We start from the raw sequence: 15,600 nt of genomic DNA, 5'->3' as shown, positions 1-15,600 counted from the left end.
GAGATGAAATACTTTCTTTTCTTCATCATAATGAATTAATTGGCTCACAATAAGTAATGTTCCTTTCTGTATTCGGAGGGAGAAATCCCGATTTCTTTTTTAAAAAATTTAGAAAATGACAATGCGTCAGAAAACCCAACTGAGCTGCTAATAATGTTAATGGGATTATCGCTTTCAGCAAGCAACTCTTTTGCTTTGTTAATTTTTAAATTCGATAGATATTTTTTGGGAGAAATGCCCATTTCTTTTTTGAACATAGAAGACAAATAATTTGGGTGAATGCCAATAGAATTAGCAATATCAGAAATTTGAATATCATCATGATAATGAAGATCCATATAACGCATTGCTTGAAACGAAATTGAAGTAGAACTATTCATAATTTGTTCAATTGGGTATTCAGTTAATAGACTTCCCACAATATCGTACATAATGCCATTAATTCTAAAATAAGAAGCTAAGTTATTTCTATTTAATTCAATGATATCTTTGATTCTACGTTCATAGAAATCAGCATCTTGGCAGTCCATCACAAATTTTTCTTTATTGGACTGAAGCAATGTTTGAACAAAGTTTCCAGACTGGATACCCATAAAACCAATCCATGAATATTTCCAAGGTTCATACTGGTCTGCTGTGTAGGTAGAAACGACATTTGCAGGTACAATAAAAATTTGATTTTCATGGACTTCAATCTTTTGATTTCCGATTTCCAGTAACCCTTTGCCCTCCTTTACAAAATGAATAAAGTGATAGTCTCGTCGTTTCGGTCCATAACTATAGCCAGGTTCACAATATTCAAGACCACAGTTATAAAGGATAAAGTCTGAAATGCTTTTCTTGGTAAAATCAGTAAACCTATCGGTATATTCTCTTAAGTTATTATTCATATCTTTATTATATCTGCTAATGATTAAAAAAATAATATTATTAGAAATTTCCATGTTTCTATTAAATTTTTCCATATTATAAACGTTGAGTGAAATGCTATCATTTCAGTAATGAAGGGTATGAAAACGCATTAATTTCAATATGATGAGAGAGGATAAAATAATTTGTTAAATCAGTATAAGAATTACTTCCATATTGAACCAGATAAAGGATTACTAAATGATCCTAATGGATTAATTCAATTCAAAGGGGAATATTATTTTTTTCACCAATGGAATCGCTTTAACTTGAATCATGATTATAAAGAATGGGGATTATTTACATCCAAGGACTTAGTTCATTGGACAAATAGACAATCAGCGATTTTGCCAGATAGATCTGACGATAAAAATGGTGTCTATTCTGGAAGTGCTGTTGAGAAAAATGGAGAAATGTATCTCTTCTATACTGGAAATACTAAGGTAAATGGGGCTAGAAGAAGTTACCAAAAAATTGTTGTATCTAATGACGGACAAACATTTATTAAACAAGAAAATATTATAAAAACTCCTGAAGGTTTTTCTGAACACCACCGAGATCCAAAAGTTTGGAAATACAATGATATTTGGTGGATGATTGTTGGCGCTCAAACTGTTGAGAACAAAGGGGCAATCACTTTATTTCAATCCTACGATTTATTATCCTGGAAGTATCAAGGGGTGTTTTATACAGATCCTAATCTTGATCAAATGTGTGAATGCCCTGATTATTTCTCTTTAGACAAAGAAGTAGACATCTTAACTGTATGTCCACAAAAAAGAACTTCTTATAAAGAAGATGATCAACCGATTTCAAGCTATGCTGGATATATAGTGGGAAAGATGAACTACGAAACAAAAAAATTTAGTCAGACATCCTTAATAAAATTATTAGATGAAGGTTTTGATTTTTACGCTCCTCAATCTTTTTTAGATGAGAAAGGCCGAAGAATTATTGTCGGTTGGATGTCTAGAATGGATGATAATCAAGAAAATAATTGCCCTACAATCGAAGAAGGTTACCTTCATTGTTTAACCATGCCAAGAGAACTAAAATGGATAAATGATCATCTTTACCAAATTCCCTTGAAAGAATACGAGGTTTTGAGAAAGAAAAAACAACAATTTAAAAATGAATGCGGTATTATTTCTGATAACAGTAAAGTTTTTGAACTAATTATTACTTTTGACAAACCAGTAGAAAATTTTTCGTTGTCACTAAATTCTAATACAATTTCATACCGTGATGGCTACCTTGAGATTGGACGAATAAACTGGGTCACTAAGGAATTAGAAATAAAAACTCTTAAAATAACAGAACTAACGAAGGTGCAGATTTTTTGTGATAATTCTGCTATAGAAATTTTTGTTAACGGTGGACAGTACGTCTTTTCTATGAGGTATTTCTGTGATAAGCCCAAGTGTGAAATAGAATATAAAAATTTGAATGAAGGTGGTAACATTACTTTTTATTCTTATGAGGAGGAGAACGAATGAATAACAAGGAAATCGCTGAAAAAATATTAGAATTGATTGGTGGCACTAAAAATGTTCAATCTGTAACGCACTGTGCGACAAGACTTCGAATTAGTACTAATGATAAGGATAAAATTGATATGAAAGGCGTAGAAGCTATTGACAAAGTAAAAGGCAGCTTCTTTAATTCAGGTCAATATCAAGTGATTTTAGGTACTGGTTTAGTGAATAAAGTATATGATGAATTTGTTCGTTTGATAGATAAACCAAGTAATCAAGTAATGGATTCTTCAAATGAAGATCAAAAAATGACTTTTCAAAAAGCGATTCGAATTTTTGGGGATGTATTTGTTCCAATCATACCTGTATTGGTCGCAACTGGTTTGTTCATGGGATTACGAGGCTTGCTTACGCAGGAGGCTGTATTAGGACTTATAGGTTTAACTCCGGAAGCCATTCCACAACAATTTTTAATGTTTACTCAAATTTTAACGGATACTGCATTTGCATTCTTACCAGCATTAGTAGCCTGGTCTACCTTTAGAATTTTTGGTGGTACACCTGTCTTGGGAATCGTTTTAGGATTAATGCTAGTAAGCTCAGTAATTCCAAATGCTTATGAAGTAGGGCAACAAACAGCAGAACCACTTATCTTTTTCGGTTTTATTAAAGTAGTTGGTTACCAAGGATCGGTACTTCCTGCATTTGTCACAGGTATTTTAGGTTCAAAAATTGAAATCTTTTTAAGAAAAAAAATTCCAGATTCCTTAGACTTAATTCTTACTCCTTTTCTAACTTTATTAATAGGATTGATCTTAGCACTATTTATTATTGGACCAATCTTCCATGAGGTAGAACTAGGTGTTTTACATGCAGTTGAATTTCTATTAAATTTACCATTCGGAATTGGTGGACTGATTTATGGTAGCTTTGGACAATTGTTAGGTATTTTTGGTATTCATCATATCTTAAACTTTCTCGAAATTAGTATGTTAGGGCAAGATGGTTGGAACTATTTGAATCCTATTGGAACTTGTGGAAATATAGCTCAAGCTGGGGCCGTTTTAGCTGTTGCGATTAAATCAACCTCACCAAAAATGAAGCAAATTGCTTTTCCGTCTGCTTTTTCAGCAGCATTGGGAATCACTGAACCAGCTGTTTTTGGAGTTACGCTACGTTTAGTAAAGCCATTTTTAATGGCAATGATTGGTGGCGGAGTTGGTGGTTTTCTAGCTTCTATTTTTAATTTACGTGCAACAGGTATGGCATTAACCGGTATACCAGGAACATTGCTCTATCTTAATGAGCAATTACCATTATATATTTTGGTAAATATAGTAGCCTTTGCGGTATCATTTGGGTTGACTTGGACATTTGGCTATAAGAAAGAACAAGAATTATAAAAAGCGCATTAAATAATTTCTGAAATAAATAGACTTAAGCATAGATTCTCTAGGATGAACTAGAGAATCTATGTTTTTTATTTACTTGAACAACAGTACAATCTGCATAGTGAAAGAAGAAAACACACCACTGTATGAGAAATAGAATTAAATTTATTATATAGAGGAGCACTGCTATTTACAAAATAAGACTTCTAACTTTTTTAATAAAGTGTTAGAAGTCTTATTTTTTATCCATATTCTGAAATACTACCATTCTTTTGCTTTCTTTTTCTAAATTATCTGAAGCAAAAGATAAAAAAGAATAGACATCTTGTATTGCTAATAATTCAATCTGCTGTTGCTTTTTTTTTTGCGAAAATTTTAATAAAATGGAAGACGTCAATTTATGATAATATTAATAAAGCAAAAACTAATTTGTTCATTACAGATGTAAGGAGATGATTATTATGTTTGGTGTGATAAAAGAAATAATAATGAACCACTACAATAATGGTACTTTGCAAGGCCGCATGGAATCTCTAAATAGACTACTAGACAAAAATATGGAAGAAACCACTATATCGATATCAGAATATGAACTACTAAAAGAAACAATAGATGATTTAAGTACAAAATAAAACACTATAAAAATACTTTTCTATAGGAATGCTTAATTAGGTATATGTTTGGAATGTCGCTTACTACACTAGTAAACCAGTGTAAAAAAAGGTAAATTGGATATAAATAAGTTAATAGTGTCATGTAAAGCAGAGTAAGAGTCGAGAGTACAAAAAAACGGAGTAGTATGAACTACACAGAAAAATTTGTATTCTTTTTTGCACTATAAAGTTATGTTTTTTATTCAATTTTAGTACTGCAATTTTTCTATATAGGTTTTTAGTACGTGTATAGTCTGGATGCAGTCGTTTAAGTCGGACCATTCTGTCGGGTTATGGCTGATGCCATCTCTACTCTTAACAAACAGCATGACTATGGGTATTTGTGCTCCGAGAACCATTGCATCGTGTCCTGCTCCGCTTGGCAAACGATAAGGTCGGATGCCGTTTACTTTCATAGCCTCTTCAAGTAGCTCTTGCTGGTCTTCAGAAATTGGCACAGGTGGGCTCTTTAAGGTTTCTTTATACGTAACAGACAATTTGTGTGATACTCCAATTTCTTCTCCAAGTTGAATAATGCGATTGACTAAGGTATCTCTTGATTCTTCATAGATATCTCTAATATCGACATACAAGGTAACTTTACCAGGGATGACATTAACTCCATTAGGTTCTACATGAAGTTTTCCTACTGTGGCTACAGCGGTATCATTAATTTGCTGTGGAATTTGATTGAGTTTGATTATAAACTCACTGGCAGCAAGTAAGGCATCTTTCCGGTCATTCATCGGTGTATTTCCTGCATGACCCGCTTCTCCTTGAAAGGTGTATTCCAACCATTGAGGTCCGGCAATTCCTGTCACAATTCCACAAGGAAGTTCTTCTTTTTCTAAACGTTTTCCTTGCTCGATATGTATTTCAATAAAGGTTTCGATATCATCCAAATCCCGTTTGGCATTAGAGTAACTTTCTAGACTTAACCCCACATCTTGCAATACTTTTTCAAAACTTTCCCCATTTATGTCTTTCTTCTTTATCTTCTCGTCTAAGTCGCCTGATCCCATAAAAGCTTCACTTCCATTCAAGCCACCATGGAATCTCGATCCTTCTTCATCAGAAAAAATAACGACTTCAAAAGGTTTTTCTGGTGTAAAACCTGTCTCTCTCCAAGCTTCTGCAACTTCTAAAGCAGATAATACTCCCAATGGACCATCGAAGTGTCCACCATTTTGGACACTGTCGACATGAGAACCGCTTAATACGGCAGGTACACCTGGGCGTTTGCCTTCCAGCCGACCAAATACGTTGCCTGCTCCATCTTGATGTACAGAAAGTCCGGCTTCTTTCATCCATTTCATGACCAGTTCTTTTGCTTCTTTTTCTTCAAAAGAAAAACCAGTACGATAAGACCCATTCTGTTCTGTTAATCCGATTTTTGATAAAGCTCCTAACCGTTCGGCTAATCGCTTACCGGAGACACCATGATAATCAAGTGAAACGTTATATGTTTCAAGTAAATTTTCTTTTAAATTAAAAATTGTTTTTTGGCTCATAAAAATCCCTCCTACTCATAATTATAACAGATGACTCACTATAAAATACCTCATCTAAAAAGGACACTTTTTCGAGTGTCAGTTTTTGGTTCATACACTAATGATTATTTTCAGGAAATCTTTATTTAGATTAAGTAGAGAAAGAAAACCCCGGTTAAGAATCACCAATAGGGTTATCGGTATAACAAATAGCATAAAAAATTTGTTATGTATTATATATTTAGAAATGAATGTAACTCAGGCAACTATATAGATAAATATACATACAAACAAATTAAAATGGTCTTAAAATGCTCCTGAGAGACACTTAAAATCAAAGAAATTGAAGAATAAAAGCCTAAGAAGCTTATTCTTCAATTTCTTTGATTTTTTCTTGATCCATATTTTGAAATGCTATCATTCGTTTAGTTTCTTTATCTAGGATTGATTTAGCAAAAGTTAAAAAAGAATCTACATCTTGAGTTGCTAAAATTTCAACATACTGTGCTTTTGTATCCTTTTCAATAATTAATGGAGGAAATCCCTCCTGTAATAAAGAATAGTTCATCATCATCCGACCAGTTCGGCCATTCCCATCTGAGAATGGATGAATCCGTTCAAACTGAATATGAGTATCCAAAATAGCCATTAACTTAGCTTCCCTATCTTTAGATATACTTAAACGATAATTTAAATTATCAATTAATTGAGAAACGAACAAAAGTGTTTCTGATGGTGAAGATGTTTGAAATTCAGCACCTAAAATCATATTTTCATTCTTTTTAAATTGACCTTTATCGTATTGTAATCGATCTGTTAAATCAGCGTGTATCTCTTTAATAATTGTGGTAGAAAGGGTCTCTTCATTTATTAAATGATTTATCATATGATCAAAAGCTTGCTTGTGGTTCTCAATCTCATAAAATTCTCTAACTGTAGCGCCGGAACTAATTGGTAAAGTACCATTTACAATGATAGAAACGGTAGCAGGTAAAGAAATCGTATTTCCTTCAATCCCTGCCGAATGATGAGCTAATCGTACTAAAATATCTTCAAAGTAGTCGCTAGTTATGGATTTGAAAAATTTATTCATTTGAAGACCTCCTAACCTCTAAAAATAAAAAAATTTGTTAGAATATGTTAACCATATTGAATTCATGAACAATTTAAATACATCTACATGTAGACACGTCTACAAATCTACAAGTCTACTTTATAGACTTTCGTTGGTAAACCTCTTGTAAAGTCTTAATTTCTCTTCTTTCATCTTGAGTTAAAGAAGCTTCGTAATTGTCTAATAAAATTTCTAATAATTCATTTACACTATTTAAACTAAATGAAGTAATAATTGCATTTAATCGATGTGAGGTATCTGCTGCACATCGAATAGTTGTCGTCTTTCCTTTTGAGCTTTTTTGAATAGGTTCTTTTTTTTTGTCAAATTGATCTTGCTGAGATTCATCGACTGTAAATAAGCTAGCTCGATTAAAAGCTTCTTTTGGTTTTACTTCTTCTTTTCGTTCAAGAAGATTACGTTTACCTTTATTCTTATTTTTATTTAATAGACTGTCAGCCATAATATTCCTCTTCCTTTCTTATGAGCATGAGCATTATTTTTAATCACTTAAAATGGTTTAATATATCTTTAAGAATCAAACTCTTTTAAGCGACTGAGCATTTCTTCGGTAACTTTTTTATAAAGTGCCATTACTCTTTTATCATGTATATCATATTTATTGTCTAAATCGGAATCAACTATGCCTACAATGTCATAACGTTTCAATCGTTCCATATTTTTCACTAAATTTTTAAAGAGATTTTCTTCTCCAAATTTTTCTTTTGCAGTAGCAAGCGTGGCTTCATCTACCTTAGAATTATTTTTCAATAATACCGGTAGAACACCTAGAATATCGAAATTTGCATCGTAGTTGTCAACTAACTCTTGTAGATATCCTACATAAGCTTCTGCCCCTACTAGAGAACGTTCTTGGGTTTGTAATACAATAATTGTATAATCAGATGCTAATAATGCTGAATCTGTATAGGTGCTTAATGTAGGTGGGACGTCTATCAAAATGAAATCATAATCATCTTTAATTTTTTCAATTAGTCCTTTTAGAAAAGTAACTCGTTTTAACTGACTATTGGGAAATTTCTTTTCTAAAAATAAAGGAAAAGACGTAAAGTCAGCGAAGCTAGGAAGCAAATATAAATTGTCTTTTATTTCGATGATGATATCAGACAAATCCTCATCAGCTATAGCAGACATTAAGGTCTTATCAAAAGTAACGATATTATTTGTAATTCTTTGTTTAGTATGTAAATACAAAGATGTTGCATTTGCTTGAGGATCTAAATCAGCCAACAATGTCTTGTACCCCAATTTAGATAACATGTAAGCCATCATTGCACTATTTGTGGTCTTTCCTGTTCCACCTTTAAAATTACCATATGTTATTACTTTAGCCATACTACCCCTCTTTTCTAATTCGTCTACAAATCTACATGTTGTATTATATAGTTAATATACCATGCTGTATATAGATGTCAAACGTTATCAAAAAAAACATGTCTACAAATCTACATGTAGATGTATCTACAAATCTACAAATCTACATGTAGATGTATCTACAAATCTACAAATCTACATGTAGACACATCTACAACTAGGAATCCTTTTAGGACAACGGTTTCAAGACTTATGTAGACGCATCTACACATCTACAAATCTACATGTAGACGTATCTACACATCTACAAATCTACATGTAGACGTATCTACATAAAAACCTTATATTGCTTATAAAATAAGGTTTTACAAAAAAAAAAATGTGTAGTAAATTTAGATTAATTCAAAAGTAATAATATAATTAAATAAAAAAAAGCCCCGTAGACGGCAATCTACGAGACAACTAAATTCAATGTTTTGTACTACTATTATACCAACTATTTAAACTGTTGGCAATTAGTAGTGGCTTTTTTACCAACACAGGAGCCAAGCTGTGTGCGTGACAGCATTTAAGTGGACAGGTTAAGCATACGCCGCTGCAATAAGGAATGCTAGGAACAATCAAATAGGGTCGCTATATCCTCTATTGTTCTGAATGGTGACCACGACCGATTTGAACTGGTGGGGGCGGTAATCCAGGTCTGATTTAGGCTGGTAGCTTAAAACAATACTCTTAGGGTGGATTTTAAGAGTGTTTTAAGCGTGTTGAGACAACAACACCGACGATATAGCATGTGAAGCAGGCTCCGACTCGATCCGAGGCTAGAACATACATAAAAGACACATTCGTACTCTAGTTCAGCTTAGATATATTTTTAGGCTTTGCTAGGGTACAACTATGCTCATCTCACCACTTTCTCTCACCTCAGCTAGCAAATGAGAAACCTTAGGTCAACCCCTTTTATTTACTATATATCTTAAGTAAAAGGAAGGATATCGTATGAAGGTAACGAATAAATGAGTAAAATAATAATGTATAGAAATTGAGTTTGATTATAGTTTAGATAACTTTTAATAATAGTTAAAATAGATTATTGAGAAACACAACATACAAAAAAATATAAGTGTTTAATAAAAAAGCGTTATGGAAAGATGAATTGCTATATTTAGTAAGGAGGGTAGTATGAATATACATATTATTCAACATGTTTCATTTGAAAAACCTGGTCGAATTATGGACTGGATACAAGAGAATAATCATACAGTCGAAATGATTAAAGTATTTAACAGAGAGCCTTTTCCCAAAGCGGAAGAAGTGTCTTTTTTAATTGTTTTAGGTGGACCGATGAGTGCGAATGATACAGAACATTGGATACAAGATGAACGACATTTGATAAAAGAAGTCGTCGATAGTGGGAAACCGATGATAGGAATTTGTTTAGGTGCACAACAATTAGCTAAAGCTTATGGAAGTGACATTATTTCTACTCCTAAAGAAGTTGGTTGGCACTCGGTGACCTCTTTAACGCAAATCTTTCATCCGAGTAAAGAATATACTGTCCTTCATTGGCATGGTGAAGGATTTAAAAAACCTTGCAATGCTACGCTTTTATATTCTACTGAAAAGTGGGAAAACCAAGGGTTTCGCCTGTTCAATGCGATAGGATTACAATTTCATTTTGAAGCGACCAAAGAAACTGTGAAAGAGATTGTAGAAGCTGATTCACAGTTTCTTAGTCAGTCAGTTTTCTCTGTGACAAAAGGAGAAACAATAGATTTTCCCGTCCCTGATGAGAATAAAGACATTCTATTTTCGATCCTAAATACATTGGAACGTGAAGTGAAATAAGTACATTGTATTTATTTCATGGATCGGGCTTGAAATAAAAGAATGGAGGAAGACAAAGGATGATCTTAAAAGAGGTTGTAACAAACTATTTATTTAACGATGAAATAATACAGACTATCGCTAACTACTGGAAGAAACACTATTACCAAGAGGAAGAGGTTACTGTTGGTAATATCGAAAAAAAGTTAGTTCAGTTGAGAGAAGAATTGGATAGAGCAGACACAACGGATGCTGTTTCTAGGGGTGGATATACTTTTACCGCTAAATGGATTGAAGATGCTTTTACAGACGAAATAGTGATGGATATTTTTTGTACCTTTAATGAAGATGGAAAGCACTACTCAGTTGATTATCTTTCTTTTAAAGAGATGCTCCATTATAACGTTATATTTCCATTGGATATACCTAAAATCGATTTTTTAAGCGAATTACTATGGGAGATTACTTTCGAGGGGTTTACTGAGGAAAGTAAGACTGAAAGTCGCAGGGAGTTAGAAAATAGAATTCAAGAATCTGATGAAGTTCAAAAATCAATGGCTGATGTTAAAGCGTTCATTGTCTTTTTTAAAGAAGAATGTTCAACTGATAAACGCATATCAATAATTGACCACTTCCAACCACTGACGGATTCTGTTATTGAAGACTGGTCAGACATTTTTGATGAAACCGAGGATGAATCAAGTGAAGTATCTTTTTGGTCAAATGTAGCTGTGCAAAAGCAAGATGAACAGCTATTAGAAGAATTTCTTCAAGTTTTCAAAGAGGAATATGACTCTTTTGTTGATCAGAAGTCACAAAAGAAATTATAAGATACAAATGCATATAGATTAGTTTAAAAACTTCAGCGGTGATTTTTCGATCAATTTTTGTTCTAAGTGATGAATAGGATTACCAATAATTTTAGCTGTAGAATCTATACTTTTAATATTTTGAAGCAGAATTGTACCATTTAGAACATTAAAAGAATTACAATCCCATCATTGGTTAGAAGCATATAGCGACAGATAAATTTATTATTGATACATGAAATTGGTATTTAATATAGAATAAAATCATAAAGGAGGGAAAAAAATTGGATAATATAAAATTAAATAATGATAAGACACACACCATGGCATTTTTATCGTATTCTTTAGCTGCCGTGTTTGGATGTACTGGATTATATAAATTATGGGTGTATACACCCATGGAAGAAGATATATATGGTGATATGATAGGTGGAGCAAATGCTATTGTAGGAGGAGATGCATATAACTACATAATCAATGGTACACATGCAGTTGCGTATATGTTATTATCTCTTATATTTGTAATTGTTGGATCGGTTATTGTACTTAACAATAATTCAAAAACAACCTATTAATACATGAAATTACATAGAATCGTGTATCTAGAAATTTGTATTAACAAGGTTCTTTAATTTTTTTATATTTAATCAAAGTAGAACAACTCTTCAAATTTTTTATCTAAAGCGATACATAATATCAATGCTAATTTTGCTGTAGGAACAAACACACATCTCTCTATTGAACCAATCGTATTTCTAGAAACACCGATCATATCTGCGAGTTGTTGTTGAGAAAGCCCTAATTCTCTACGGGTGTCCTTTAAATGATTTTTCAGTACTAAATCTGTCTCTTCTGAATAATTTTTATCTTGTTTACTCATATTGTTTCGATCACATACCAAACTAAGAACGCAATTCCAATAAAACCAGTAACAATACCATATACCAAGGTATCTTTTTCTTTCGTTTGCTTATAACGATTAAAGCTATGAAAAGATAAAAAAGATAATGGGATTGCACCAGTATCTCCAAACGGCAAATTCATATATATTTTATAGATAGTTATAAGCATGATTAACATAGCCATAGCAAAGAAACCTTTCTCATCACTCATATTATTGATATGGTCGTTGCCTTCATCTTTTTTTTCATTTCGGTAACTGTTTAATATCTTTTCTTTTTTCATAATTATCCTCCTTTTATAATGACAAGTTTATTTGTCTGAATAAAGAATAACTCAGACAAGTACGCTTGTCAATGCTGCTCTTTATTTGAACAATCTTTTGATACATGAAATTAGATAGATTCATATATCGAGAATAGTAAAAAACACCAAACGAGTGTAAAGATATCTTTACACTCGTTTGGTGTTTTGTCATTATATATGTAAAGATATCTTTACTTAAACTTAGGAGGTTCAATTAATGAATGTGATTAACCATATACGAGATATCCGTCAAAAGAAAGGAATAACTCAAATGAAAATGGCTGAGGATCTACAAGTTACTCGGCAAACTATAAATGCAATTGAAAAGAATAAGTATAATCCTAGTTTAGAGTTAGCACTAAAATTAATAGCATATTTTGATATGCCAATCGATGAAATATTTATTTTAGAGGAGGATAATAAATGAGCATAAAAGACAGAGAAGTAAGTGTGCAACAATTAACAAAATGGGTACCATATTATCTTATTACCTGTACGTTTCTAGGTGCAGTTTTGGGTTCATTTCTTATTTACTACTTTCAAGGTGAGTTTCCATATGAAGTTCTTACTGCTGGCCTAGTAGCAACTCTCTTTTTGACAGTCATTGAAGTAATAAAGCAAAAGAAAAAGAAAAATAATATCCCTGACGCAGACGAACGAGTTATTAAAAATATTTCTCGATTTTTTGCATATACGTCACATATTCTTACAAGTATTTTATTTATTTCTCTAGGAGTTTTTACACTTTTAGGTAAGGAATCTATTTCAATTTTTTATTTATGGATTCTTTTCTTCTCTTACATCTGGATTGTAGGAATAGGAGCTCTTATCATTAAAAGAAAGTAGTCGCGTTTAAGATAATAGTTAATTTTTATTAATACATGAAATTGGATAAAGTTATGTGTTCAGAACCTTGTTCTATCAGGGTTCTTTTTTTATAGAATTATACGATAATTCTACCATTTCAAAATTTTTAATGGTTATGACCACAGTAAAACGATAAAAAAATCTGCTAATTCATTTAAACTATTGTATCTACTCTAATGAATGATATAATTTACTTGTTGCAATATATATTTGTCATATCAGGAGGAATAATATGGCTAAGAATTTAAGATTAAAGGCAGCACGAGCAAAGAATGATCTATCTCAACAGCAATTGGCAGATGCTGTCAATGTTACTCGACAGACCATCAGCGCTATTGAAAGAGGAGATTACAATCCGACAATCAATTTGTGTAGAGAGATTTGTAAAAAATTGGATTTAACTTTAAACGATTTATTTTGGGAGGAATAAACATGAAACAATACGATGAATACCAGAAATTAATGAGATATAAATATGGCTATTATTCGTTTATTTATTTAATCAGTCTATTAGCACTAAATTATATCCTTGGCTTATTTTTTAATTTTCAATGGGGAGCATCCAAAGAGACAGAGATGTTGATTATAATGTTTGTAGTCGCCATCTTTTTTGCGAATATAAGTGTCTATCATAATGCCTATTTTCGTAAAAAAGATGATAAAAAAGGCTACTCTTGGCTACTTTTAATTGTAGGATTGTTAGGCCTATATACAACTTATCAAACTTTTTTAGTTAGACCTGAAGAAATAATGATAAATGGAAAAATAAATGAAGGCGCTACTCAATTTTTTTCAGGAATTCTGTTTGTATCTATCCCCATTACTTACTTTATAAAAAATAAAATAGATGAAAAAAGAGAGAGAAAAGAAGGGTAAATATTCAGAAAGTAAATAATACATGAAATTAGACATACTCGTGTATCATTAAACTTATAGAATTATAGTTTTATATTGTTCTAATTATCTTTAAAAGATTTTCGATGGTTACTAACACGATGGTTTTAAAGGGCTTGGGGCAAGATCAAGGCGTTTTTTTCGTCGTTGATGTCGGAAAAATATGGCATGTCCGAAGCAGCAAGAAATCAATGGGTCAAAAAACTAGAAACGAATCTTTATGAGCTTCGCTCAAAAGTAAGTTCAAATATCCAACGGGTATTTTATTTTCATGTGGTTGATAACCGGTATGTTATTACGCATGTTTTTACGAAAAAAACCGATAAAACACCCGAAAATGAGAAGAAACGTGCACGAGAGATCCGAAAAAAATTTATGGAGGAATAACTAATGGAGACAAGTACAGTAAGTAGCTATATTTCTCGTCGACGTGCAAAAGACAAGAGTTTTGAAGAAGCCTTTGTGGGTGAAAGTGAACGCTTAGAAGTCGCTGTTGCTTTAAAAACGTTGAGAGAAACCGAAGGATTGACGCAACGACAATTGGCCGAAAAAGTTGAAAAACCCCAATCTACGATTGCACGTATTGAAAACGGAAATATGAATGTGACGTTTAAGACGATGAATGACATCGCTAAAGCATTTGATAAAGTTATCGAAGTTAAATTTGTATAGCTAATAGAAAAAGTTCCTCACAATCAGACTAAAGAGACTGATTGTGAGGAACTTTTTCTAGTTATTTAAGAATCACTTTCCAATAACTTACGGGTACGATAACGAAAGAACATAGAGCTAGCATAATAAGAGAAAAGACAAATCCATACTATGTTGGGAATACGATTTGATAAAGAGCCACCTAGCAAAAATAAAGTAATTAAAATATGTAACATTTCGTTTGAAATGACTAACGATTTAAATTTTTTCTCTTTTTCTTTATTTTCTGATAAATTTTTGAGTTGATCTGGAAAGATAGAAGCCACAGTGAAATAACGTACAAAAATTGAAGTGTATTTTCCTGACAAAACTTTGAAAATACTAACTAAATCCCAACTTATCATTAGTATAACAAGAAGATAAACTATGTAATCTATCAAAATAAAGCCTCCTTTTCAATTTAAAATAGGTAATAATGATACTAGTAGATAAATAATACCTCCTACTACACATCCTAGGAAAAAAATAATTAGATTCCTTCTATTTTTCATTTTAAAACCTCCCATAAATAAGGCTATCACAATTAAAAAAGTAATTAGTAGAACGATAAAATCTTAATTATATTATCACTAATTTTAATACACGTATAAATTTGCTTGAATTAATGTACTTAGAACCTGTTTTACTAATTTTTTTTTATATTAGTATGCTTCAAGGAGCAAATCCATAATATAAAATTTCAAAGATAGGTTGTCCCAGTATTAAAATTCCAACTATTGCACCTACATAAAAAAACTGGAAGATTCTTTTCAATAAGGGGAATTGATCTTGTGCGCCTATTTTTTTTAGTCCATACCATGCAAAAACGAGTAATAAGGGTATGAATAACAAAAAATATGAAATATTAACAAATGTAGCAAATCTTTCAAACCTTTCAAATCCTTTATTATGGATAGTTTGTAAATCAATAAATTTTCTT

Annotated in this window: 20 protein-coding genes; 12 read left to right on the top strand and 8 right to left on the bottom strand. The window is 31.9% G+C overall.

What is annotated here, in order from left to right; all coding sequences use genetic code 11:
• Positions 1 to 44: 44 nt before the first annotated feature.
• Entirely contained in the window at positions 45 to 890 is an 846-nt protein-coding gene (locus BLT48_RS00665) for an AraC family transcriptional regulator (RefSeq protein WP_089974491.1), read from the bottom strand.
• Positions 891 to 1,055: 165 nt separating this feature from the next.
• Here BLT48_RS00665 and BLT48_RS00660 point away from each other — a divergent pair, with 165 nt between their 5' ends.
• The 3 genes from BLT48_RS00660 (at position 1,056) to BLT48_RS13700 (ending at position 4,407) form a co-directional block, all read left to right on the top strand.
• Positions 1,056 to 2,405: a glycoside hydrolase family 32 protein gene (locus BLT48_RS00660; protein ID WP_089974392.1), complete on the top strand. Its 1,350-nt coding sequence runs from the start codon at positions 1,056 to 1,058 to the stop codon at positions 2,403 to 2,405.
• Entirely contained in the window at positions 2,402 to 3,787 is a 1,386-nt protein-coding gene (locus BLT48_RS00655; RefSeq protein ID WP_089974390.1) for a PTS transporter subunit EIIC, read from the top strand. Before BLT48_RS00660 ends, BLT48_RS00655 begins: the two co-directional genes overlap by 4 nt.
• 449 nt (positions 3,788 to 4,236) lie before the next feature.
• The gene (locus tag BLT48_RS13700; RefSeq protein WP_176944022.1) at positions 4,237 to 4,407 is read left to right on the top strand and encodes a hypothetical protein; all 171 of its coding nucleotides are present in this window, start codon (positions 4,237 to 4,239) and stop codon (positions 4,405 to 4,407) included.
• A 230-nt stretch (positions 4,408 to 4,637) separates the two neighbouring features.
• Here BLT48_RS13700 and BLT48_RS00650 read toward each other — a convergent pair whose 3' ends face one another.
• From BLT48_RS00650 to BLT48_RS00635, 4 genes are all read right to left on the bottom strand, one after another.
• On the bottom strand, positions 4,638 to 5,939 hold the full coding sequence (locus BLT48_RS00650; RefSeq protein ID WP_089974389.1) for a M20 family metallo-hydrolase: 1,302 nt from the start codon (positions 5,937 to 5,939) through the stop codon (positions 4,638 to 4,640).
• Positions 5,940 to 6,285: 346 nt separating this feature from the next.
• Positions 6,286 to 7,011 (bottom strand): Fic family protein, encoded by a 726-nt coding sequence (locus tag BLT48_RS00645; RefSeq protein WP_089974387.1) that lies wholly within the window; start codon positions 7,009 to 7,011, stop codon positions 6,286 to 6,288.
• Positions 7,012 to 7,126: 115 nt separating this feature from the next.
• A complete protein-coding gene (locus BLT48_RS00640) occupies positions 7,127 to 7,495 on the bottom strand; it encodes a DUF5388 domain-containing protein (RefSeq protein ID WP_087059790.1) in 369 nt (122 codons plus the stop codon).
• 68 nt (positions 7,496 to 7,563) lie between these two features.
• The gene (locus BLT48_RS00635; RefSeq protein ID WP_023176474.1) at positions 7,564 to 8,388 is read right to left on the bottom strand and encodes a ParA family protein; all 825 of its coding nucleotides are present in this window, start codon (positions 8,386 to 8,388) and stop codon (positions 7,564 to 7,566) included.
• Between the two features lie 1,161 nt (positions 8,389 to 9,549).
• On the opposite strand from BLT48_RS00635, the gene BLT48_RS00630 reads away from it, so the two are divergent.
• The 3 genes from BLT48_RS00630 to BLT48_RS00620 all read left to right on the top strand — a co-directional run bounded on the left by BLT48_RS00630 (position 9,550) and on the right by BLT48_RS00620 (position 11,578).
• Complete coding sequence (locus tag BLT48_RS00630; protein WP_226776833.1) at positions 9,550 to 10,215, top strand: type 1 glutamine amidotransferase; 666 nt, start codon at positions 9,550 to 9,552, stop codon at positions 10,213 to 10,215.
• A gap of 59 nt (positions 10,216 to 10,274) precedes the next feature.
• Positions 10,275 to 11,024: a DUF6557 family protein gene (locus BLT48_RS00625; protein ID WP_034536151.1), complete on the top strand. Its 750-nt coding sequence runs from the start codon at positions 10,275 to 10,277 to the stop codon at positions 11,022 to 11,024.
• A 263-nt stretch (positions 11,025 to 11,287) separates the two neighbouring features.
• Positions 11,288 to 11,578, top strand: coding sequence for a hypothetical protein (locus BLT48_RS00620; RefSeq protein ID WP_089974385.1), 291 nt, complete (start codon positions 11,288 to 11,290; stop codon positions 11,576 to 11,578).
• A gap of 68 nt (positions 11,579 to 11,646) precedes the next feature.
• Here the strand turns inward: BLT48_RS00620 and BLT48_RS00615 are convergent, their stop codons facing one another.
• A complete protein-coding gene (locus tag BLT48_RS00615; RefSeq protein WP_002329962.1) occupies positions 11,647 to 11,883 on the bottom strand; it encodes a helix-turn-helix transcriptional regulator in 237 nt (78 codons plus the stop codon).
• A complete protein-coding gene (locus tag BLT48_RS00610) occupies positions 11,880 to 12,188 on the bottom strand; it encodes a DUF6442 family protein (protein ID WP_010728593.1) in 309 nt (102 codons plus the stop codon). The genes BLT48_RS00615 and BLT48_RS00610 overlap by 4 nt, the downstream gene beginning before the upstream one ends.
• Positions 12,189 to 12,426: 238 nt before the next feature.
• On the opposite strand from BLT48_RS00610, the gene BLT48_RS00605 reads away from it, so the two are divergent.
• From BLT48_RS00605 to BLT48_RS00580, 6 genes are all read left to right on the top strand, one after another.
• Positions 12,427 to 12,636: a helix-turn-helix transcriptional regulator gene (locus BLT48_RS00605; protein WP_034536275.1), complete on the top strand. Its 210-nt coding sequence runs from the start codon at positions 12,427 to 12,429 to the stop codon at positions 12,634 to 12,636.
• On the top strand, positions 12,633 to 13,055 hold the full coding sequence (locus BLT48_RS00600; protein WP_034536276.1) for a hypothetical protein: 423 nt from the start codon (positions 12,633 to 12,635) through the stop codon (positions 13,053 to 13,055). Before BLT48_RS00605 ends, BLT48_RS00600 begins: the two co-directional genes overlap by 4 nt.
• A gap of 253 nt (positions 13,056 to 13,308) precedes the next feature.
• Positions 13,309 to 13,506 (top strand): helix-turn-helix transcriptional regulator, encoded by a 198-nt coding sequence (locus tag BLT48_RS00595; RefSeq protein WP_013709769.1) that lies wholly within the window; start codon positions 13,309 to 13,311, stop codon positions 13,504 to 13,506.
• 2 nt (positions 13,507 to 13,508) lie between these two features.
• Positions 13,509 to 13,952 (top strand): hypothetical protein, encoded by a 444-nt coding sequence (locus BLT48_RS00590; protein WP_089974383.1) that lies wholly within the window; start codon positions 13,509 to 13,511, stop codon positions 13,950 to 13,952.
• A gap of 144 nt (positions 13,953 to 14,096) precedes the next feature.
• The gene (locus tag BLT48_RS00585) at positions 14,097 to 14,357 is read left to right on the top strand and encodes a type II toxin-antitoxin system RelE/ParE family toxin (protein ID WP_411155666.1); all 261 of its coding nucleotides are present in this window, start codon (positions 14,097 to 14,099) and stop codon (positions 14,355 to 14,357) included.
• Between the two features lie 3 nt (positions 14,358 to 14,360).
• Complete coding sequence (locus tag BLT48_RS00580; RefSeq protein ID WP_034536278.1) at positions 14,361 to 14,642, top strand: helix-turn-helix transcriptional regulator; 282 nt, start codon at positions 14,361 to 14,363, stop codon at positions 14,640 to 14,642.
• Between the two features lie 65 nt (positions 14,643 to 14,707).
• Here BLT48_RS00580 and BLT48_RS00575 read toward each other — a convergent pair whose 3' ends face one another.
• The gene (locus BLT48_RS00575; protein WP_034536279.1) at positions 14,708 to 15,061 is read right to left on the bottom strand and encodes a hypothetical protein; all 354 of its coding nucleotides are present in this window, start codon (positions 15,059 to 15,061) and stop codon (positions 14,708 to 14,710) included.
• Positions 15,062 to 15,600 lie beyond the last annotated feature (539 nt).

It is taken from the genome of Carnobacterium viridans, from assembly GCF_900102725.1.
Lineage (GTDB): Bacteria > Bacillota > Bacilli > Lactobacillales > Carnobacteriaceae > Carnobacterium_B > Carnobacterium_B viridans.
The sequence above is the reverse complement of the archived record's forward strand: the minus strand, read 5'-3'. Positions and strand labels throughout refer to the sequence as shown.